We start from the raw sequence: 20,410 nt of genomic DNA on the forward strand, positions 1-20,410 counted from the left end.
GCCCCGGCCTCTCCGGCTCCGCTCACTCACACCCGTCCCCGGGGGGAGAGTCATCATGGCTTCCACCACCACGTCCGACGCGCCCGCGCAGACCGGCCGCGCCGGCAGCGGCACATGGACGGTGATCCTGTGCTGGATCACCGTCCTGCTCGAGGGCTACGACCTCGTCGTCCTCGGCGCCATCATCCCCACCCTGCTCAAGACCCACCATCTCGGCATGACCGCGGGCGACGCGACCACCATCGCGACGCTCTCGCTCGTGGGTGTCGCCATCGGCGCGGTCTGCGTCGGTCCGCTGGCCGACCGGCTGGGCCGGCGCCGCCTGCTCATCGGCTCCGTCGTGCTCTTCTCGCTGCTCACCGTCCTGGTGCCGCTGGCCAACTCCGTCGCGATGTTCGCCACGCTCCGGCTGCTCGCCGGTCTGGGCCTGGGCGCCTGCATGCCGGTGTCGCTCACGATGATGGCCGAGCACATGCCGGCGAGCCGCCGGGCGCGGGCCAGCACCCTGACGATGACCGGCTACCACACCGGTGCGGTGCTCACCTCGCTGCTGGCCCTTCAGGTGACCGACGACTGGGAGATCCTCTTCTACCTGCTCGGCGTCGTCGGCATCGCGATCGCCGTCGTCCAGTGGTTCAAGCTGCCGGAGTCGGAGGCCTTCGAGCGGGCCAAGCGGGACGGGGCGCGGCGGGTGCCGTTCACCGAGCTGCTCAAGCCGGCGTACCTGCGTGCGGGCATCGGCATCTGGGTGGCGTCCTTCATGGGTCTGCTTCTGGTCTACGGCCTCAACACCTGGCTGCCGAAGCTGATGAACGACGCCGGCTACCCCGTGCCGACGGCCGTCACCCAGCTCCTCGTGCTCAACATCGGCGGCGTCGTCGGCCTGGTCCTGGGCGGGTGGGTCGCCGACCGGCGGGGCATCAAGGGCACCACGATGGTCTGGTTCGCGGTCTCGGTGGCGATGCTGGCGTGCCTGAGCGTCAAGATGGAGAGCGACCTGCTGCTCAACGTCGTCGTCTTCTTCACGGGCGTGTTCGTCTTCTCGGCCATGGTGCTCGTGTACGCCTACGTGACGCACTTCTATCCGGCGTCCGTGCGGAGCACCGCGCTGGGCTCGGCGTCCGGGATCGGCCGCATCGGCTCGATCGTCGGCCCGTCGATCACCGGTGCCCTCGTCGCCTCGGGGATCGGTCACCCGTGGGGCTTCTACTTCTTCGCCGCGGTGGCGGTCTTCGGCTTCCTGGCGGTACTGACGCTGCCGCGCGCTGCCCGGAGCGAGGCGGAGGAGACGCCCGCGCCCGCGCCCGCCGTGTGACGCCCTGACGGCCCTGACGGCCCTGACGGCCCTGACGGACACGAAGAACGGGAGCAGTGGGCTTCGCGGCCCGCTGCTCCCGTCGGTGTCCGGGGTCCGGTGACTCAGTCGTTGTCCACGTTCTGGCTCAGCACCTTGCCGTTGGCCGCGTCGACTTCGACGGTGGTCTTGTTCCACTTCTCCTTGTCGACCACGTCGACGGCCCAGACGACCTGCTGGTCGTCGTTGTCGCCGAGTTCGACGTGGGTGACGGTGCCCTTGGCCTTGTCGGTGGCCGCCTTGACCGCCTGCTCCGGCGTCTGCTTGGCCTTGTCCAGCCACTCGGACACCTGGGTCTTGTCGTCGGGGTCCTGGTCCGGGTCGACCTGGGTGCGGAAGACCTTGCCGCTCACCGCGTCGATGTCGATACGGTGCAGGGTGCCGTCGGGCTGGGCGACCTTGGCCTCCCACTCCGGGGCGCCCTCACTGGGCGCCGGGTTCGGCATGCTGGGGCTCGGCGAGCCGGTCGGGGAGCCGGTCGGGGACGCGGAGGCGTCGGCCTCGGTGCGCTTGAGTTCGAGGTCCACGAGCTTGCCCTCGGGGACCTCCTTGACGGCGGTGTCGGCGGCCTTGTCCCAGGTGACCTTCGTGGCTGTGACGAGGTCCTTGCGCTCGGTCCGGTCCTCGTTCATCGAGGCCGACGGGGAACCGGTGGGGGACGCGGTATCGGTGGCGGTCGCGGTAGGGGATTCGGTCTGGGCCGCCTCCGCGACGCTGGAACGTGTGGTATCGGCGTTCGTACAGGCGGTCAGCAGCAGAACCGAGGCGCCCAGGGCGCCCATCACGGCCAGTGAACGCAGCGGGGGAAGTCGTCGTGCAGAGCTCATGATGCTCTCCGTAACCGCTTCGTCACGGAGACACACCGGTCCAGTATGAAAATCACTCCATTGGCCGGGCGCTGGTTCGGACCGCTCCGCTCAGCGAGCCCGTACGAACTCCACCCGGCCGGTTCCCGTGGCGGTCACCGGGCGTCGGGGCAGCGTCCGGATCCCGGCCCCTTCCAGCCACTCGCGGTACGCGGTGGACTGGCGGGCGACCTCCCAGTACGCGTCCTCCAGCGCCGGGAAGACGGCGTCCAGCTCGCCGAGGGTGCGGGCGGCCAGCAGCAGGCGTACGCCGAGCGGGTCGCCGTACAGACGCCGTACCGCGAGGTCGGGGCGGGACTGGGAGCTGGGCTGGCAGACGGTGACGACCTCGCCGGTGGCGACGAGGGACGCGGCGGTGTGGTAATCGCCGTGCAGCACCCGCGGGTTGAGGCCGACGGCACGCAGCATGCGGTGCACGCCGTCCCACTCGCCGTCGACGGTGGGGTCGACCATCCACCGGTCGTCGGCCAGGTCGGCGAGCCGGACAACGGGCCGGACGGCCGCGGGGTGGTCGGCGGGCAGCATGACGAACTGCGGTTCGCGCTCGACGAGGACCCGCAGCCGCAGGCCCTCGGGCACGTGCAGGGGACAGTCCTCGACCTCGTGCACGAAGGCGACGTCGAGCTGCCCGTCGGCGACCCGGCGCAGCAGCGCGTTGGCCGAGACGTCCATCTGCGGCGTCGGTTCCAGGCCCGGCCGTCTGAGCCGGCGCAGCCAGCCGGCCAGGGCCCGGCTGGCCGTGGACCCGATACGCAGTCTGCTGTCGCCGCCGGCCGAGGCGGCGCGGGCCTCGCGGACCAGGGTGCTCATGTCGGCCAGCAACGGACGGGCCCGGCCGAGCACCGTCCGGCCGAGCGGGGTGGGGCGGCAGCCGGTGCGTTCACGGATGAACAGGGGGCCGCCCAGGGCCTGTTCGATGCGGACCAACTGGGTGCTCAACGTAGGCTGGGCGACGCCCAGTTGGCGTGCCGCCCGGTGCAGGCTGCCGGCGTCGGCGATGGCGCACAGCGCGCGTAGGTGCCTCACCTCGAGCTCCATGCAGGGAGCGTAGGGCGGAACAGTTGGTTGCGCCAGGTGAACAAAAGGCGGCGGATCAGGGCGAGTTCTGCACTCTGGTCAAAGCCGCAACAAGTGGCCGGGCGGTGGGTGATAGCCCGGCCCTATCACCCCTTGCCATCATCACAGCGGGCTCATGGGCGCTCCACACTCACCGGTGACGACTTCTCCCCACTCCCCCACTCAAGGAGTCATCGATGCGTATCAGCCTGCCCCTGCTGTCCACCGCGGTCGGTCTCGGCCTGACGGCGGCCGCGCTCGGCACCGGTCCCGCCGCGGCGGCCGCCGTGCCCCAAACCCCGGCCCAGGGCGCCCACGTGGGCTACGCGCCCTCGGCCGGCTCGGGCGAGGACGCCGCCGCCAACCGGGCGTTCTTCGAGGCGGTCATCAAGTCGGTCGCCGAGAAGCGCGCCGCCAACCCGACGTCGGCGGCGTCCGTCACCGTCTACTACAGCGCCACCAACGCGCCGAGCTTCCGCTCGCAGATATCGCGCTCCGCACAGATATGGAACAGCTCGGTCTCCAACGTGCGGCTCGCGGAGTCGAGTTCCGGCGCGGACTTCGCCTACTACGAGGGCAACGACGCGCGCGGCTCGTACGCCTCCACGAACGGGCACGGCAGCGGCTACATCTTCCTCGACTACCGGCAGAACCAGCAGTACGACTCGACCCGCGTGACCGCCCACGAGACCGGGCACGTGCTCGGTCTGCCCGACCACTACTCGGGACCGTGCAGCGAGTTGATGTCGGGCGGCGGCCCCGGACCGTCCTGCACCAACCCGTACCCGAACTCCGCCGAGCGCGGCCGGGTGAACCAGCTTTGGGCCAACGGCTTCAAGGCGGCCCTCGACAAGGCGCTGGAGAAGACCTCTCAGCGCTGACCACCGAGGCGGACACCCGCGTGGGCGGCCCGGCCGGGCCGCCCACGCGCACGTGTGCCGTGCTCGGGGAGCGCGGCTCGTACGGCCCCGTGTACGGCTCGGGCGAGCCGGGCGCCCCACTCGGAACGGGGGCCTGCGAAGGCATGTGTCTCCGCGCCGTCGCCGGGGGTGCGGGCGGCGACGCACACGGCGTCGGTGGGGGTGCCGGAGCAGTCGAGACCGGCGTCCAGCAGCGCCTGGACCTTGGCCTCGGTCGCCGTCATCACCGCGTTGACCAGCGCGGCGTCGCTCAGCGCGACCGGCAGCGCGGCGACGATGTTGATCGTCCCGGGCGGTGCGGCTCCGGTGGCGCCCTCCTCGGGCGAGGCCGCCCAGCCGCGGACCGAGATGCCGGCGGTCACCACGGCCTCGGCCCCGCCGTCCCGCGCCCGGCCGAAGGCGGACACGTCGGCGGCCGTCATCAGGCCCACCCCTGACCCGCGGGCGCCGGCCGTGCGGGCCAGGCCGGCCAGGTGCCGTGCGGGGTCGGTGCGCCGGTAGCCGTGGGCGACCTGGGCGTTGAGCACCCACGCGCGTTCGCCGAGCCCGCCGCCCAGCACGGCGCTGCTGACCATGCGCCAGCCCGGCCCCGGACGCCACAGCAGGGCGTGGAGCCGTTCGCCGTCCTCCAGCCGGGTCAGGCGCTCCGGGGCCGGCAGGCGGGACCCGGTACGGGGCGGGGGCAGGAGGGGGGCGGGCACGGTTGGGGCTCCCAGCGGCGATCGACGGGGCGGGCCGGACGATCGTACTCAGTGCCGGTGTTTGGGCGGCGGGCCGCCCGGTCCGGTCGCGGGGCGCATTGCGCACCCGGGTCCCGGCACCTTCACTGAACACAACTTCGCCATCGGGCGACGGATCGGAGGCCGCGATGCTGTCCCACACCCTGGAGCATGGGGTCCTGGTCATCACGGTGGACCAGGACCCGGGAATCGACGGGCGGGCCACGCTGACCACGCACATCACCAACCTGGTCGACGCCCATCAGCCGACCCCCGTCGTCATCGTCCTGACCGAGCGCGCCACCGGCCACACCACGGTCAGTGCCGTGCTTCGGGCCCACCAGTGGTGCGGCCGGCTCGGCGTCCTGATGTCCGTCGTGACCCACAGCGCGCCGGTGCGGCGGCTGCTGGAGAACAACGCCGACACCTCGGGTCCGCGTCTGGTCGTGCACGCCCGCGTCGACACCGCCATCAGCACCGCGTTCACCGCGGCGGCCTAACGCCCGTACGCGATTGTGCGGCCACTCCCGCTGTTACTGCTGTCCGAGCCAGAGGTCGGGGCCGAAGACCTCGTAGTGGATGGCCTCGGCGGGCACCCCGCGGCTCAGCAGGTCGCCGCGGACGGCCCGCATGAAGGGCACCGGGCCGCACAGGTAGACCGTGAGGTCCTCGGGCAGTTCGAGGCCGGTGAGGTCGGCGCGGCCGGCGGACGCCTGGGGCGCCCGGTCGCCGGGCTCCTCGTACCACAGGTGGAGCCGGGCGTCGGGCAGCGCGCGTATCAGGTCGAGCTGCTCCTGCCGGTGGGCGTGGTGCTCGGGGGTGCGGTCGGCGTGGACGACGGTCACCGGGCGGTCGGCGCCGGCGGCGGCCAGGTGGTCGAGCATGGCCAGCATGGGGGTGACGCCGATGCCCGCGGAGGCCAGCAGCAGCGGGCGGGGGTCCTCCGCCAGGCCCAGGTCGCCGAAGGGCGCGGACACGGTGAGCACGTCACCCTTGCGGGCGTTCGCGTGCAGCCAGGAGGAGACCTCGCCGTCCGGCCGCCCGTCGCCCCGGACGCGCTTGACGGTGATGCGCCAGTCGGGTCGGCCGGGCGCGGCGGACAGGCTGTACTGGCGGATCTGCCGGGCGCCGTCGGGCAGTTCGACCTGGACGCTGACGTATTGCCCCGGACGGAAGGGTGCCGCGGCGCGGTCGCCGGCCGGCCGCAGTACGAGGGAGACGGTGTCGGCGCTCTCCTCGACCCGGTCGGTGATCTCCATGGGGCGCCAGACGTCTCCGGCCGCGACGCCCGTCCGCGCGTAGAGACGGGCCTCGATGGCGATGAGCGCGTTGGCCATCAGCCAGTAGACCTCGTCCCAGGCGCGGGCGACCTCGGGGGTGACGGCGTCGCCGAGCACGTCGATTATGGCGGCCATCAGATGCCGGTGGACGATCGTGTACTGGTCGGAGGTGATGCCCAGCGAGGCGTGCTTGTGCGAGATCCGGGAGAGCATCACGTCGGCACGCTCGTCGGGGTGTTCCAGCAGCATGCCGGCGAACGCGGCGACGGAGCCCGCCAGGGCACGCTGCTGCTCGCCGTTGGCCTGGTTCCCTCGGTTGAACAGGTTCCGCAGCAGCTCGGGGTGGGCGTCGAACATCTTCCGGTAGAACAGGTCGGCGATGTCACCGATGGCCGCTCCGACGGCGGGAAGAGTGGCTCGGACCACGGGAACGGACTGTTCGGAGAGCACAGCGACTCCTTAATTGGTAGATGATATTCGTGTTTTAGGTCACGACTCGGGGTGACGGGTGGCCCGTCGGCGGGCCACCCGTCACCCCGAGGGGCGGTCCGTCAGGCCGATCAGCACCGGGCCGGTCGGCGAGGCCACCAGGTCGGTCACGGTCAGGGGGTCGAGCGCGGCGTAGAACGCCTCCTGGGCGTCGCGGAGCGCGCCGCGCAGCCGGCAGGCCCCGCGCAGCGGGCAGGGGTTGCCGCCCTCGCAGTCGACCACCTCGGCGTCGCCCTCGAGTTCGCGCACCAGCCAGCCCACGGAGGCGGACCGCCCCAGGCCGGTCAGTGTCAGCCCGCCGCCGCGACCGCGCCGCGCCTCCACCACGCCGAGATGCTGGAGGCGGGTGATGGCCTTCGCCGCGTGTGTGTACGGCACACCGACGACCTCGGCCACCTCTCGGGTGGCCAGTGGTTCGTCACCGTCTCTCACGACCGCGAGGCGCATCACGGAACGCAGCGCCAGGTCGGTGAACTTCGTCAGCCGCACAGCCAGGACGCTATCAAATACGCATGCTAGATTCGCCTTTACCTCGGGTACCGGTCCTGTGGAGTGCGTCACTCGGCCGACCGCACCCGCGGCGCCTTCTCAACGGGGCAGCACACAGGAACAGTTGGAGAACGGTGGCACCTGATGGCAGCGGAAGACAGCGGCACCTCGGACAGGGCGGCGGGCCCTCCCCTCCCCCGGGTTCTGTGCGACACCGCCGAGCTCGCGGCCCGCGGCGGCGACACGCCGGCCGGCGCCCTGTGGAAACTGGCGGAACCCGGGCGGCAGCTCGACGCCAACGTCGTCCGCCTCCCCGCCGAGGGACGGGTGGACACGCACACCGAGCCGGACCTCGACGTCCTGCTGCTCGTCCTCGACGGCGAGGCGTCCCTCCTGTGCACCGACGGCGAGCGTCCGCTGCGCGCGGGCATCCTGACCTGGCTGCCGCACAGCTCGACGCGGGCCGTCCGCGCCGGGGCGGACGGGGTGACGTATCTGACCGTGCACCGGCGGCGCCCCGGTATGCGCATCCAGTCGCCGCAAGCCGCCGACCGGCTGAGGCGGCCCGTCGACGACACCGGCGACCGCGGCTGAACACACGGTCAGCTCCCGGTGGGTGAGGCAAGGCCCAGGCGCCCGTCGAACACCTCGGTGACCCGGTCGGCCGCGGCCAGATGGGCGTGGTCGTGGGTGACCAGCACCGTGGCGGTGCCCCGCTCCCGGGTGAGGCGGGTGATCAGGTCGATGACGGCGGCGCCCCGCTCGTGGTCGAGGGCGCTGGTGGGTTCGTCGACGAGCAGCACACCGGGGTCGTTCATCAGGGCACGGGCGATGTTGATCCGCTGCCGCTGGCCCCCGGAGAGCTGGTGGGGCCGTCGGCCGGCCAGGTCCGCGAGGCCCACCGCGTCGAGGAGTTCCAGGGCCCGGCCCCGGGCGGCGCGCGCCCTGCGCCCGTCGAGGTGGGCCATCACCTGGAGCTGCTCGGCCGCGGTGAGCGACGCCAGCAGGTTGGGCTGCTGGAAGACGATCCCGATCCGGTGCCGGCGCAGGCCGGCCAGCTCCCCGCGGCTCATCCCGGTGGTGTCGGTGCCGTCGACGGTGACGGTCCCGGAGTCGGGCGTGATCAGCGTGGCGGCCACGGCGAGCAGGCTGGACTTGCCCGATCCCGAGGGGCCGATGACGGCGGTCAGGCCGCCCCTCGGAACGTCCAGGGTGACGCGGTCGAGGGCGGTCAGGCGACCGTCGCCGTCGGGGTAGGTAAGGGTGATGTCGGTCAGGCTCAGGCTCATCGGGCGCTCCCCAGGGCGGTCAGTGGGTCCACGGAGGTGATGCGGCGGACGGCGAGGCCCGCCCCGAGCCCGCCCAGGAGCACCATGACGGCGGCCGGAACGAGGACGGTGGCGGGAGTGAGGACGAAGGGGACGGCCGAGCCGGAGAGCGCGGCGCCGATCGCGACGGCGGCGGCGGTGCCGGCGAGGGTGCCGCCGACCAGCAGCACGACGGCCTGGCCGAGCGCGTCGCGCACCAGCGAGGCGGTGGTGGCGCCCAGGGCCTTCAGCACGGCGATGTCGCCGCCGCGCTGGATCGTCCACACGGTGAAGAAGGCCCCGACGACCAGGGCGGAGATGGCGAACAGGAAGCCGCGCATGAGTTGCAGCGAACCGTGCTCGGAGGTGTAGGAGCCGATCGCGGAGAGCGACTCGTCCTTCGTCACGGTCTCGGTGCCCGCCGCCCGGTCCGTCGCCGCGAGGTCGGCTCCGGAGGCGGTGTCGAGGGCGATCACCGTCGCGACGGGCCCGTCGGCGGCGGCGGTGGGCGGGGCGACGGACTGCCAGGTGCGCAGGCTCGTCCACACCACGGGCGTGTGGCTGAAGGAGACGTCGCGGTCGGTGGTGGCGACGGTCAGCTCCCGGCCGGCGAGGGTGAGGGTGTCGCCCGCACCGACGCCGAGTTCGTCCGCGACGGTGTGCGGGATCGTCACCGTACGGTCGTCGGTCCGGTCGCCGTCCGGTGCGAGAGGCGAGCCGGGCCGGACGCCGAAGACGGACACCCCGGTGCTCCGGTCACCGGCGCCCGCCCTGGTGGTGGTGATGCCCAGCGGTTCGGCACCGCGGACGCCGGGCGCCTTCGCCCACCGGAGCCACTGCGCCTCGGTGACGGTGGAGTTCGCGTACGACAGGTCCTGGCCGCCGCTCGGCGCGGCGAAGGCGATCCGGTCGGCGGGCAGGGACGTGACGGCGGAGACGTTCTCCCGGGCCAGGCCGGCGGTCAGCCCGGACACCAGCCCGACCAGCAGGGTGATCAGTACGACGACGACGCCCATCAGGGCGAACCGCCCCTTGGCGAACGTCAGGTCTCTCAAGGCGACAAACACGTCTTCGCCCGGCCTTTCGACAACAGTGGGTGGACAACGTGGACAACGGTGGGTGGGAGTGGGGCACAGGCACCGCCGGTGGATCGGCGACGTGTCCCACCGTCGCCGCCCGGGGGCCTCGCGGGCATCGCTCCTGGGCGGGCACTTCCGGGGCCGAAGGATGCGGCCCGGCTTGCACCTTTCGACAGATGCCCGGCCCCGGCACGGTCCGTAGGCTGGTACGACCGTGAACGTTCTGACTCCCACCACCCGGCCCCTGACCTGGAGCCTGCACCTGCTAGTGGCCGGTCTGCTCGCCCTGGCGGCGGTGCGGGCGGTGACGGACGACCGGCCGCACGCGCCCGCGGTGTTCGCCGTGGCCGCGGCGGTGGGGGTGGTGTACGCCGTGGGCCCCGCGCTTCCCGCCGTCCGCGCCTCCCGCCGCGCCGCCGCGCTGTGGCTGGCGGCGGTCGGCGCGGCGTGGCTCGCGCTGCTGGCCCTGTCCGCCGAGGGGGTCTGGCTGGCGTTCCCGCTGTACTTCGTCCAGCTCCATCTGCTGTCCCGCCGTGCCGGGCTGATCGCGGTGGTCGGCACGACGGTCGCGGCGGTCACCGGGTTCTCCGCCCACCAGGGCACGTTCACGGCGGCCACCGTGATCGGCCCCACGCTCGGGGCCGCCGTCGCGGTGGCGGTGGTGTGGGGCTACCAGGCGCTGTACCGGGAGAGCGAGCAGCGCCGCCGGCTCATCGAGGAGCTGACCGTCACCCGGGCCGACCTGGCCGACGCCCAGCGGACCGCCGGGGTGCTGGAGGAACGCCAGCGCCTCGCCCGGGAGATCCACGACACCCTCGCCCAGGGGCTGTCCAGCATCCAGTTGCTGCTGCGGGCCGCGGAGCGTGCGCTGCCCGAGCGGCCGGGACCGGCGACCACCTATGTGGGCCAGGCCCGGCAGACGGCGATGGACAATCTCGCCGAGGCCCGCCGGTTCGTCGCCGCCCTCTCCCCGCCGGCCCTGGACGACACCACCCTCTCCGACGCGCTGGACCGGCTGTGCGCCACCACCGGCGACCGGCACGGGATCGACGTCCGCTTCCGTCTCGCCGGCCGGCCCCGCCCCCTGCCCACCGCGCACGAGGTCGCCCTGCTGCGCGTCGCCCAGTCCGCGCTGGCCAACACGGTCGGGCACGCCCGCGCCGGCCACGCCGAGGTGGCCCTGAGCTATCAGGACGACGCCGTCGACCTGGCCGTCACCGACGACGGGGCGGGTTTCGACCCCGGCGCGGTGTCCTCCCCCGGTCCGACGGGCGCGGGCTTCGGACTGGCCGCGATGCGGGCCCGTATGCACGCCCTGGACGGCACGCTCGCCGTCGAGACCTCCCCCGGACACGGCACCGCGCTCGCCGCGCGGCTCCCCCTGCCGCCCGCCACCGACGACGACCGCGAGGCCCAGCCGTGACCGAGACCGCGCCGAAGCCGATCCGACTGCTGCTCGCCGACGACCACCCCGTGGTCCGCGCCGGGCTGCGCGCGGTGCTGGAGACCGAGGAGGGCATCACCGTGGCCGCCGAGGCCGCGACCGCCGAGGAGGCCGTCGACCGGGCGGGGCGGGGCGACATCGACGTCGTCCTGATGGATCTGCGGTTCGGCGGGGGCATGACCGGCGCCCAGGCCACGGCCGCGATCACCGGCCGGCCCGGGGCGCCGCGCGTCCTGATCGTCACGACGTACGACACCGACGCCGACACGCTGCCCGCCATCGAGGCCGGTGCCACCGGCTACCTCCTCAAGGACGCCCCGCCCGAGGACCTCGCCGCCGCCGTGCGCACCGCCGCGACGGGCCGCACGGCCCTGGCGCCGACGGTCGCGGACCGGCTCATGACGCGCCTGCGGGAGCCGCACACCTCGCTGACCCGCCGTGAGACCGAGGTGCTCGCCCTGGTCGCCGAGGGCCTGTCCAACCAGCACATCGGCGAGCGGCTGCATCTGACCGAGGGCACGGTCAAGTCCCATCTGGCCCGCGTCTACGCCAAGCTGGACGTGGACTCCCGCACCGCCGCGGTCGCCGCCGCCGGCGCCCTCGGTCTCATCCGGCGCTGAACCGGGCCGGGGCTCAGCGGGCCTCGGCGCGCAGCTCCGTCAGGGAGCGCGCGGTCAGGGGGCGCGGCTCCTCGTCGGGGTCGACGAGGACGACGGTGCAGGTGGCGGCGTGGGTGAGGGCGCTGGTGAAGCTGTCGTCGGCGAACTGGGTGAGCGGGCCGCGCGGCGAACGGCCGACCGCGACCGTGCGGGCCCCCACCTCGGCGGCGTGCCGGGCCAGGAGGCGGCCCGCGGCGGCGTGGTCGCCGACGCCGTGCAGGACCTGACCGGTGGCGGCCACGCCGAGCCCCTTCAGCCGGTCCAGGTGGGCGGTGACGGCGGCCTTGGCCTCCGCGTCGGTCTCGGTGTCGACGGCCTGTTCCTCGACGACGGCGGTCTGCCGCACGTGGACGACCTCGAGCGGGCCGCCGGTGTCGCGGGCGAGACGGGCCGCGCTGTCGACGACGGCGGCCGCCTCCGGGTGGGCACCGACGGCCACGACGACGGGCCGCGCGCCGGCCGGTGCCGGGCCGCCGGCGCCTCCGACGGCGGTGAGCGCCGGCGCGACGGGCTCGCCGTCGATCCCGCCCTTCTCGGCCTCGCGCAGCAGCCCGTGGCCGCTGGCGAGGACCGGGATGGCGAGCAGGAAGGTGGCGGCGCCGAGGTAGAACGGGACGCTCAGGTCCGTGGCGTCGGCGAGCTTTCCGGCGACGTAGGGGGCCAGGCCGCCCCCGATGAAGCGGAGGAATCCGTACGCCGAGGAGGCCACGGGGCGCTCGACCGGCGAGACGAGCATGACGGCCTGGGTGGTGAGGGTGTTGTTGATGCCGATGAAGGCGCCGCTGACGACGACCGCGACGATCACGGTGGTGGGGTCGGTGACGCCGGCCGCGATGACGGCCATGACGATGCTCAGGCCGAGGAGGTTGGCGTAGAGGACCGGTGCGGTGCCGTAGCGGGCCTGGAGGCGCGGGGCGAAGAAGACGCTGAAGGCGGCGACCAGCAGGCCCCAGCCGGTGAAGACGAGGCCGAGTTCGTGGGCGTTCAGCTCCATCGGGTACGGGGCGTAGCCGAGCATGGTGAAGAAGCCCCAGTTGTACAGCAGGGCCATGATGCCCATGGTGAGCAGGCCGCGGTGGCGCAGTGCCTTGAGCGGGGCGAGCGGTGAGGTGACCCGCTTGGGTTTGGGCAGGTCGGGGACGAAGGCGACGGTGGCTATCAGGGCGATGGCCATCAGAGCGGCGACGCCGAAGAAGGGGCCGCGCCAACTGATGCCGCCGAGTTCGCCGCCGAGCAGGGGGCCGACGGCGATGCCGAGGCCGAGGGCGGTCTCGTAGAGGATGATCGCGCCGCCGAAGCCGCCGCTCGCGGAGGCCACGATGACCGCGAGGGAGGTGGCGATGAACAGGGCGTTGCCCAGTCCCCAGCCGGCCCGGAAGCCGACGATGCCGTTGATGGAGTCGGTGGTGCCCGCCAGCGCGGCGAAGACGACGATGACGGCGAGACCGGTGACCAGGGTGCGCTTGGCTCCGATGTGGCTGGAGACCCAGCCGACGAAGAGCATGGCGACGGCGGTGACGACCAGGTAGCTGCTGAACAGCAGGGAGACCTGGCTGGGGGTGGCGTCGAGGCTGTCGGCCAGCGCGGGCAGGATCGGGTCGACCAGGCCGATGCCCATGAAGGAGATGACACAGGCGAAGGCGACGGCCCAGACGGCCTTGGGCTGCCGGAACGGACTGGCGGTCCTGGCGTGCGGCGTGCCCTGTCGCTGTGGCGCGCCCGGTCCTTGCGATGCGCTCATGTGCGGTGTTCCTCCTGGGTGTCCTGACGGTTGTGGATGACCCGGGCCAGGGCCAGGAGCGCGGTGGTGGTGGCCTGCCGCTCCGGGACGGTCATGTCCTGCATGAGCTGATCGAGGGCCCCGGCCCGCTCGGCACGTCGCCGCGCGAGGATCTCCAGCCCGGTGGACGTCACCTCGACGAGCACGCCGCGGCCGTCGCTGGCGTCGGCGGTGCGCCGGGCCAGTCCCGCCCGTTCCAGGCGCGTGACGAGTTGGGTCATGTTCGGCTGGGAGACGCCCTCGGCCCTGGCGAGTTCGGTCAGCCGCTGCGGACCCTCACGACTCAGCCTGGCCAGCGTCGAGGAGGCGGCGGTGCTGAGACCGCCGGTCCGGGCGCTCTGCCGCACGTACCGGATCATCTGCTCTACGGCGATGATCAGGTCGTCCGGGGACGTGGGCGGGGGTGGTACCGGACCCATGGGCACATCCATAAGCGCATTATGCATTTAGATGTAACGTGAAACAAGATGGTTCGAGTCCCCTTCTTCCTGTTGTGCCGGGCGACCTCCGGGGAACTCTTCCAGGGAACAAGGGAGGAAACGGCATGGACTACTGGCGCGGGTTCGCACAGCAGATGGCGTCGTTGGCACGTGACCTGCTGGCCCAGGAGTCGGTGAACGGCACTCTGGAGCGGATCACCGCTTCGGCCACGGAACTGGTCGAGGACTGCGACGCCGCCGGCATCCTGATCCTGCGCGGCGACCGGGTGCAGTCTCTCGCCCCCACCGACCAGGTGGTCGTCGACAGCGACGCGCTGCAGGGGCGCGTCAGGGAAGGGCCGTGCTTCGACGCCGCACGCGCCACGGTGCGGCAGCGGCAGTTCCGGATCGCCGACTTCACCGACGAGGCGCGACGCTGGCCCAAGTACGTGCCCGAGGCCCGCGAGCTGGGCCTCGGCAGCATGATGGGGTTCCTGCTGTTCACCGAGGACGAGGACCTCGGGGCACTGAACCTGTACTCCTACCGGCCCGGCGCGTTCACCGAGGCCGACGAGACGGCCGGCTGGCTGCTGGCCTCCCATGCCGCGGTCGCCTTCTCCAGCGCCCGTACGCACGCCCAGTTGCAGGAGGCCATCGGTACCCGCCACACCGTCGGCGAGGCCATGGGCATCCTCATGGGCAGTCACCGCCTCACCGAGGACCAGGCGTTCGCCACCCTGCGCCGGTACTCGCAGGACCACAACGTCAAACTCCGGGACGTGGCCCGGCGGGTGTGCGAGCGGGGCGCCCTGCCCTGAGCGGTGTACGCGGGAGCTCTGAGGGGTGTATGCAAGAGAACAGGCAAGGATTGAACGAGTTCCTCTCGTTTCGATCACGAACCCTCGTATAGTGATCGCCAGTTGAGTGCCGTGTGAAGCTCTCCGCTCCCACGCGCCCCGTTGGACGACACGAGGGCCGCCCCCCGCGGCCTGGCGAGGACCCGATTGATGACCGCGCCCGCCCGCCCCGGCGACCGCCCCGCTCCCGCTCCCCGCGCCCTCGCGGCGGTGGCCCTGCCGTGCGCCGTCGTGGCGGCGCTCGTCGTCGGCGGCGCCGTCGCCGCCGCGCCCTCCTCGGTGCGCCTTCCGCTCGGCCTGGGCGCGAGCGCCGCGGCGATCCTGCTCTGCGTGGCCGTGACGGTGGCCGTGCACGCCGTCCGCACGGAGCGGGCCACCCGCCGGCTGCTGGAGGCCGCCCGCACGGACGCGGACTCTCTCGCCCAGGAGCGGGGGCGGTTGGCGGAGCGGGCCCGCCAGGACCAGGAGCGTCTTCGCGCGGCGGCGGACGGTGAACGGGCCCGTGCCGCCGCGGAGGCCGACCGCGAACGGGCCGCGCTCATCGCCGGGTTCGACGGCGAGCGCGAGCGGCTCACGGACGGTTTCGAGCAGGAGCGGGCGCGGCTGGCCGACCAGCGGGCCCAGGAGGCCGCACGGCTCGCCGAGGAGACCGCCCGGCTGCGCGCCCGGCTCGAGGGGGCCACCGGTGAGCGTGCCGCCGCCGTCTCCGCGACCGCGAACGCGGCCGGCCGGATGCAGGCGCTGGCCACCGGGATGCTCGCCGACCTGCGCGCCATGGAGGAACGGCACAGCGACGAGGACGTCCTGGCCGACCTGCTCCACCTCGACCACCGCACCGCGCAGGCGGGCCGGCTAGCCGACTCCGTCGCCGTCCTCACCGGCGCCCGCTCCGGGCGCCGTTGGGCACGGCCCATCGGCATGGAGTCCATTCTGCGCGGCGCCATGGGACGCATCGCCGGCTACCAGCGGGTGCGTGTCCACTCCGCCAGCGACACCGCGGTCGCCGGACACGCCGCCGAGGGCGTCATGCACGCCCTGGCCGAACTCCTCGACAACGCCGCCAACTTCTCCCCGCCGACGGCCGAGGTCCACGTGTACGTGGAGGCGGTGCCGGCCGGGGTCATCGTCTCCGTGGAGGACAGCGGACTGGTGATGGGCGAGGTGCAACTGCGCCGGGCCCAGCAGGCGGTGGCCGGTGAGACGGCGGCCCTCGGCGGTCTGACCGGCACCCGGCTCGGCCTGGCCGTGGTGGGGCGCCTGTCGGCCAAGTACGGGCTGAAGGTGTCCTTCCGGCCGTCCGCGCGCGGGGGCACGGGCGTACTGATGCTCGTCCCGCAGGACATCCTGAGCGGCCCCGCCGCCTCCGGCCGTCCCTCGGCCGCCCCGTCCCTCACGGACCCCTCCCCCTCCCCCGCGGCCCCGGCCGGTCTGCCGCCCGCCCCCGCACCGCCCGCCGCCGAGCCCGGGCCCGCCCCCGTCGACGCGGATGCCGAGCCACCGGCCGTCCACGAGTCGGCGGACCTGGACCCCGACCGGGCCCAGGCGCCAAACGAGCCGTCCACGGAGCTGCCCAAGCGCCGTCGCGGCCGTACCCTCGCCGCCGCCGAACGCGCCCGGGCCGCCACCCGGGCCCCCGAGCCGCGCGCCGCGCCGCCCGCCGACGACGCGAAGACACGCGCGGCCCGCTTCAGCAGCTTCCGCCAGGCCGTACGGCCCACCACAGGCGCCGCACCCGAACCGGCCGAACCGGCCGAGACGGCCGCCGACCACCCGACCCACTCACACGCGCACCCGGAAGGCGACACCACTTCATGACCGGCTCGACCACCGCCGACGAGAAGCTCACCTGGCTCATCGAGGGCCTCCTGGAGCGCACGCCGGGCGCGCGGCACGCGCTCGTCCTGTCCCGTGACGGACTCAGGCTGTGCCACACCCCGGAACTCACCGTCGACCAGGCCGATCAACTGGCCGCCATCGCCGCCGGCATCCAGTCGCTGTCCCACGGCGCCTCCGTGGAGTTCGGCGACGGCAGCGGCGGGGTGCGCTCCGCCATGACCGAGTTCTACGGCGGAATCCTGTTCATCGTGGAGGCCGGTGAGGGCGCGCACCTCGCCGTGGTCACCTCGGAGGAGGCGGACGCGGGGCTCGTCGGGCACAACATGAGCGAACTCGTCGAACAGCTCGGCGAACACCTCACCGCGCCGCCGCGCACGTCATGAGCCGCCCCGGCAGGGACGACGCACCCGACCGGCTGTACACCGTCACCCAGGGACGCAGCGGTTCGGGCCCCGACAACCCCTTCGACCTGGTCACCCTCGTGGTCGCCGAGTGCGATCCGACCCCCGGCATGCAGTCGGAGCACACGGCGATCCTGAGGCTCACCGAGGCCCCCACGGCCGTGGTGGAGATCGCCGCCGAACTGCGGCTCCCGGTGAGCATCACCAAGATCCTGCTCTCCGACCTGCACGCCGCCGGCCGGGTGAGCGCACGCCACCCGTACACCGCAGCCGTCCCCGATCCCGACATCCTGGAGCAGGTGCTCGTTGGACTCCGCAATCTCTGACGCCCGTACCCCAGCACGCACCCCGGCGCGCACCCCGCTGGGTGCGTCCGCCGACAACGGCCTGAAGATCGTGGTCGTGGGCGGGTTCGGCGTCGGCAAGACGACCATGGTCCGCTCGGTCAGCGAGATACGTCCCCTCAACACCGAGGAGACGATGACGCAGGCCGGCGAGGCGGTCGACGACACCAGCGAGGTGCGCGGCAAGACCGCGACGACCGTCGCCTTCGACTTCGGCCGCATCAGCCTCGACACGCGCAACGTGCTGTACCTGTTCGGCGCGCCCGGCCAGGAGCGGTTCTGGTTCCTGTGGGACCGGCTGTTCTCCGGCACCCTCGGCGCGGTGGTCCTGGTCGACACCCGCCGCATCGACGACTCCTGGTACGCCATCGACCGCCTGGAGCACCACGGCACGCCGTTCATCGTGGCCTGCAACGACTTCGGCGGCCCGGAGCATTCGCCCGAGGCCGTCCGGGAGGCCCTCGACCTGGACCCGCTGGTACCGCTGGTCTCCTGCGACGCCAGGTCCCGCGAGTCCAGCAAGCAGGTGCTGATCGCGCTGGTCGAGCACCTGCGGGCCCGCTACACCGGCCAAGCCGCCCCGCCCCGACAGGAGTTCGTGTGAGCACCGAAGCCGCCGACGCCAAGGACGCCGTGCCGCTCGGCGGCCCCCGGTTCCAGACCGAACCCGCCCTGCTGTACCGGCAGATGCGGCGCGAGCACGGCGCCGTCACGCCCGTACTCCTGGACGGGGACGTCCCGGCCTGGCTGGTGCTGGGCTACCGCGAGCTGCACCAGGTGACCGGCGATCCGGTGCTGTTCAGCCGGGACTCGGACCTGTGGAACCAGTGGGAGAACATCCCCGACGACTGGCCGCTGCTGCCGATGATCGGCCGCAAGCAGCCGTCGATCCTGTACACGGTCGGCGAGCGGCACCGCGAACGCGCCGCCATGATCAGCAATGCGCTGGAGGCCGTCGACCCGCACGTCCTGCGCGGCCACGCCGAACGGTTCGCCGACGAACTCGTCGACCGGCTCTGCGCCAAGGGCGAGGCGGACCTCGTGGGCGACTACGCCATGCTGCTGCCGGTCCGGGTCCTGGCCCACCTGTTCGGCTTCTCCGACGAGGAGGGTCCCGCGCTGGTCACCGCCCTCAACGACATGATCGACGGCCGGGAGCGGGCCATCGCAGGGCAGACGCATCTCGGCACGTCGATGGCGCGGCTCCTCGCCGACCGGAAGGCGGCGCCCGCCGACGACGTCGCCTCCCGGATGCTGACCGACAGCGGCGGTTTCAGCGAGGAGGAGGTCATCCAGGACCTCATGGTGATGCTGGCCGCGGGCCACCAGCCGACGGCGGACTGGATCGGCAACTCGCTGCGCCTGATGCTGACCGACGACCGTTTCGCCGCCTCGCTGTTCGGCGGCCGCAACAGTGTCGCCGAGGCCATGAACGAGGTGCTGTGGGAGGACACTCCCTCGCAGAACATCGCCGGCCGCTGGACCTCTCGCGACACCCGGCTCGGCGGCCGCCACATCCGCGCCGGCGACCTGGTGCTGCTCGGCCTGCAGGGCGCCAACTCCGACCCGCAGGTCCGCACCGACGGCGCCGCGCTCACCGGAGGCAACAACGCGCACTTCTCCTTCAGCCACGGCGAGCACCGCTGCCCGTTCCCCGCGCAGGAGGTCGCCGAGGTCATCGCGCGTACGGGCATCGAGGTCGTCCTCGACCGGCTGCCGGACATCGACCTGGCGGTGCCCGCCGGGTCCCTCACCCGTCGTCCCTCGCCCTGGCTGCGGGGGTTGACCGAGTTGCCCGTGCGGTTCACCCCGACCACTGCCCTGGGAGGCACGTCAGCATGACGACCGGCACCGAAGAAGCCCGGATCCCGCTGGACCCGTTCGTCACCGACCTCGACGGTGAGAGCGCGCGGCTGCGCGCCGCCGGACCGCTCGCCGCCGTGGAGCTGCCGGGCGGCGTGCCCGTCTGGGCGGTCACGCACCACGCGGAGGCCAGGGCCCTGCTCACGGATCCGCGTCTGGTCAAGGACATCAACGTGTGGGGCGCCTGGCAGCGCGGCGAGATACCCGCCGACTGGCCGCTGATCGGGCTGGCCAACCCGGGCCGCTCGATGCTCACGGTGGACGGCGCCGAGCACCGCAGGCTGCGTACGCTCGTGGCGCAGGCGCTCACCGTGCGCCGGGTGGAACACATGCGGGAGCGGATCACCGAGCTGACCGACCGGCTGCTCGACGAGCTGGCCGCGGACGCGGACGCCGGTGTCGTCGACCTCAAGGCGGCCTTCGCCTACCCGCTGCCGATGTACGTCATCGCCGACCTGATGGGCATCGAGGAGGCGCGGCTGCCGCGCCTGAAGGAGCTGTTCGAGAAGTTCTTCTCGACGCAGACCCCGCCCGAGGAGGTCCTCGCGACCCTCACAGAGCTGGCCTCGGTCATGGGCGACACGGTCGCGGCGAAGCGCGCCGCGCCCGGTGACGACCTGACGAGCGCGCTGATCCAGGCGTCCGAGGACGGCGATCACCTCACCGACGCGGAGATCGTCTCCACCCTCCAGCTCATGGTGGCCGCCGGGCACGAGACGACGATCTCGCTCCTCGCGAACTCCGTGGTCAACCTGTCCACGCATCCCGAGCAGCGGGCCCTGGTGCTCTCGGGCGAGGCGGAGTGGTCCGCGGTGATCGAGGAGACGCTGCGCTTCTCGACGCCGACCTCGCACGTGCTGATCCGGTTCGCGACCGAGGATGTCCCGGTCGGCGACCGGGTGATACCCGCCGGGGACGCGCTGATCGTGTCGTACGGCGCGCTGGGCCGCGACGAGCGGGCGCACGGTCCGACGGCGGGCGGGTTCGACATCACCCGCACGTCGGAGAACCGGCACATCTCCTTCGGTCACGGACCGCACGTGTGCCCCGGCGCGGCCCTGTCCCGGATGGAGGCCGGCGTGGCGCTCCCCGCGCTCTACGCCCGCTTCCCGCACCTGGACCTGGCGGTGCCGGCCGCGGAGCTGCGCAACAAGCCGGTGGTCACGCAGAACGACCTGTTCGAGCTGCCGGTCAGGCTGGCGTAACGGCGTCCGGGGCGGCCGGGGCCACGACGGTCCCCTCACCCGC

General features: G+C 73.0%; 22 protein-coding genes. 13 read left to right on the forward strand and 9 right to left on the reverse strand.

What is annotated here, in order from left to right:
• Window positions 1–55 precede the first annotated feature (55 nt).
• The gene (locus tag KUM40_RS29175) at window positions 56–1,315 is read left to right on the forward strand and encodes an aromatic acid/H+ symport family MFS transporter (protein WP_217169178.1); all 1,260 of its coding nucleotides are present in this window, start codon (window positions 56–58) and stop codon (window positions 1,313–1,315) included.
• 104 nt (window positions 1,316–1,419) lie between these two features.
• Here KUM40_RS29175 and KUM40_RS29180 read toward each other — a convergent pair whose 3' ends face one another.
• Both KUM40_RS29180 and KUM40_RS29185 read right to left on the reverse strand, forming a co-directional pair.
• Window positions 1,420–2,181, reverse strand: coding sequence for a PepSY domain-containing protein (locus KUM40_RS29180; protein WP_217169179.1), 762 nt, complete (start codon window positions 2,179–2,181; stop codon window positions 1,420–1,422).
• Between the two features lie 90 nt (window positions 2,182–2,271).
• The gene (locus KUM40_RS29185; protein ID WP_217169180.1) at window positions 2,272–3,258 is read right to left on the reverse strand and encodes a LysR family transcriptional regulator; all 987 of its coding nucleotides are present in this window, start codon (window positions 3,256–3,258) and stop codon (window positions 2,272–2,274) included.
• Between the two features lie 215 nt (window positions 3,259–3,473).
• Between KUM40_RS29185 and snpA the strand changes: the two genes are divergently transcribed.
• The gene (gene snpA, locus KUM40_RS29190; protein ID WP_217169181.1) at window positions 3,474–4,157 is read left to right on the forward strand and encodes a snapalysin; all 684 of its coding nucleotides are present in this window, start codon (window positions 3,474–3,476) and stop codon (window positions 4,155–4,157) included.
• On the opposite strand, the gene KUM40_RS29195 is transcribed toward snpA, so the two are convergent.
• On the reverse strand, window positions 4,148–4,897 hold the full coding sequence (locus KUM40_RS29195) for an adenosylcobinamide amidohydrolase (RefSeq protein WP_217169182.1): 750 nt from the start codon (window positions 4,895–4,897) through the stop codon (window positions 4,148–4,150). The genes snpA and KUM40_RS29195 overlap by 10 nt on opposite strands.
• Before the next feature lie 167 nt (window positions 4,898–5,064).
• Between KUM40_RS29195 and KUM40_RS29200 the strand changes: the two genes are divergently transcribed.
• Window positions 5,065–5,415 carry a hypothetical protein gene (locus tag KUM40_RS29200; RefSeq protein WP_217169183.1) on the forward strand — a complete coding sequence of 117 codons (351 nt, stop codon included), beginning with the start codon at window positions 5,065–5,067 and terminating at the stop codon, window positions 5,413–5,415.
• A gap of 33 nt (window positions 5,416–5,448) precedes the next feature.
• Here the strand turns inward: KUM40_RS29200 and KUM40_RS29205 are convergent, their stop codons facing one another.
• Both KUM40_RS29205 and nsrR read right to left on the reverse strand, forming a co-directional pair.
• Window positions 5,449–6,645 carry a globin domain-containing protein gene (locus tag KUM40_RS29205; protein WP_217169184.1) on the reverse strand — a complete coding sequence of 399 codons (1,197 nt, stop codon included), beginning with the start codon at window positions 6,643–6,645 and terminating at the stop codon, window positions 5,449–5,451.
• A gap of 81 nt (window positions 6,646–6,726) precedes the next feature.
• The gene (gene nsrR / locus KUM40_RS29210) at window positions 6,727–7,173 is read right to left on the reverse strand and encodes a nitric oxide-sensing transcriptional repressor NsrR (RefSeq protein ID WP_217169185.1); all 447 of its coding nucleotides are present in this window, start codon (window positions 7,171–7,173) and stop codon (window positions 6,727–6,729) included.
• Between the two features lie 144 nt (window positions 7,174–7,317).
• Here nsrR and KUM40_RS29215 point away from each other — a divergent pair, with 144 nt between their 5' ends.
• Window positions 7,318–7,767, forward strand: coding sequence for a hypothetical protein (locus KUM40_RS29215; protein WP_217169186.1), 450 nt, complete (start codon window positions 7,318–7,320; stop codon window positions 7,765–7,767).
• Between the two features lie 8 nt (window positions 7,768–7,775).
• Here the strand turns inward: KUM40_RS29215 and KUM40_RS29220 are convergent, their stop codons facing one another.
• Both KUM40_RS29220 and KUM40_RS29225 read right to left on the reverse strand, forming a co-directional pair.
• Window positions 7,776–8,462 (reverse strand): ABC transporter ATP-binding protein, encoded by a 687-nt coding sequence (locus KUM40_RS29220; RefSeq protein WP_217169187.1) that lies wholly within the window; start codon window positions 8,460–8,462, stop codon window positions 7,776–7,778.
• The gene (locus tag KUM40_RS29225) at window positions 8,459–9,547 is read right to left on the reverse strand and encodes an ABC transporter permease (RefSeq protein WP_217169188.1); all 1,089 of its coding nucleotides are present in this window, start codon (window positions 9,545–9,547) and stop codon (window positions 8,459–8,461) included. The genes KUM40_RS29220 and KUM40_RS29225 overlap by 4 nt, the downstream gene beginning before the upstream one ends.
• Before the next feature lie 226 nt (window positions 9,548–9,773).
• Here KUM40_RS29225 and KUM40_RS29230 point away from each other — a divergent pair, with 226 nt between their 5' ends.
• Together KUM40_RS29230 and KUM40_RS29235 are read left to right on the forward strand one after the other, a co-directional pair.
• Window positions 9,774–10,982: a sensor histidine kinase gene (locus tag KUM40_RS29230; RefSeq protein ID WP_217169189.1), complete on the forward strand. Its 1,209-nt coding sequence runs from the start codon at window positions 9,774–9,776 to the stop codon at window positions 10,980–10,982.
• A complete protein-coding gene (locus KUM40_RS29235; protein ID WP_217169190.1) occupies window positions 10,979–11,623 on the forward strand; it encodes a response regulator transcription factor in 645 nt (214 codons plus the stop codon). Before KUM40_RS29230 ends, KUM40_RS29235 begins: the two co-directional genes overlap by 4 nt.
• Before the next feature lie 13 nt (window positions 11,624–11,636).
• Here KUM40_RS29235 and KUM40_RS29240 read toward each other — a convergent pair whose 3' ends face one another.
• Both KUM40_RS29240 and KUM40_RS29245 read right to left on the reverse strand, forming a co-directional pair.
• Window positions 11,637–13,403 (reverse strand): MFS transporter, encoded by a 1,767-nt coding sequence (locus KUM40_RS29240; RefSeq protein WP_217169191.1) that lies wholly within the window; start codon window positions 13,401–13,403, stop codon window positions 11,637–11,639.
• Window positions 13,400–13,888 (reverse strand): MarR family winged helix-turn-helix transcriptional regulator, encoded by a 489-nt coding sequence (locus tag KUM40_RS29245; RefSeq protein ID WP_217169192.1) that lies wholly within the window; start codon window positions 13,886–13,888, stop codon window positions 13,400–13,402. Before KUM40_RS29245 ends, KUM40_RS29240 begins: the two co-directional genes overlap by 4 nt.
• 98 nt (window positions 13,889–13,986) lie before the next feature.
• Between KUM40_RS29245 and KUM40_RS29250 the strand changes: the two genes are divergently transcribed.
• From KUM40_RS29250 to KUM40_RS29280, 7 genes are all read left to right on the forward strand, one after another.
• A complete protein-coding gene (locus KUM40_RS29250; protein WP_217169193.1) occupies window positions 13,987–14,679 on the forward strand; it encodes a GAF and ANTAR domain-containing protein in 693 nt (230 codons plus the stop codon).
• Between the two features lie 189 nt (window positions 14,680–14,868).
• Entirely contained in the window at window positions 14,869–16,533 is a 1,665-nt protein-coding gene (locus KUM40_RS29255; protein ID WP_217169194.1) for an ATP-binding protein, read from the forward strand.
• Entirely contained in the window at window positions 16,530–16,937 is a 408-nt protein-coding gene (locus tag KUM40_RS29260; RefSeq protein ID WP_217169195.1) for a roadblock/LC7 domain-containing protein, read from the forward strand. Before KUM40_RS29255 ends, KUM40_RS29260 begins: the two co-directional genes overlap by 4 nt.
• Entirely contained in the window at window positions 16,934–17,281 is a 348-nt protein-coding gene (locus KUM40_RS29265; protein WP_217169196.1) for a DUF742 domain-containing protein, read from the forward strand. Before KUM40_RS29260 ends, KUM40_RS29265 begins: the two co-directional genes overlap by 4 nt.
• The gene (locus tag KUM40_RS29270) at window positions 17,262–17,903 is read left to right on the forward strand and encodes an ATP/GTP-binding protein (protein ID WP_217169197.1); all 642 of its coding nucleotides are present in this window, start codon (window positions 17,262–17,264) and stop codon (window positions 17,901–17,903) included. The genes KUM40_RS29265 and KUM40_RS29270 overlap by 20 nt, the downstream gene beginning before the upstream one ends.
• Window positions 17,900–19,141, forward strand: a complete 1,242-nt coding sequence (locus KUM40_RS29275) for a cytochrome P450 (RefSeq protein WP_217169198.1) — start codon at window positions 17,900–17,902, stop codon at window positions 19,139–19,141. Before KUM40_RS29270 ends, KUM40_RS29275 begins: the two co-directional genes overlap by 4 nt.
• Entirely contained in the window at window positions 19,138–20,367 is a 1,230-nt protein-coding gene (locus KUM40_RS29280; protein WP_217169199.1) for a cytochrome P450, read from the forward strand. The genes KUM40_RS29275 and KUM40_RS29280 overlap by 4 nt, the downstream gene beginning before the upstream one ends.
• Window positions 20,368–20,410 lie beyond the last annotated feature (43 nt).

This window comes from Streptomyces sp. AC512_CC834, from assembly GCF_019049325.1.
Lineage (GTDB): Bacteria > Actinomycetota > Actinomycetes > Streptomycetales > Streptomycetaceae > Streptomyces.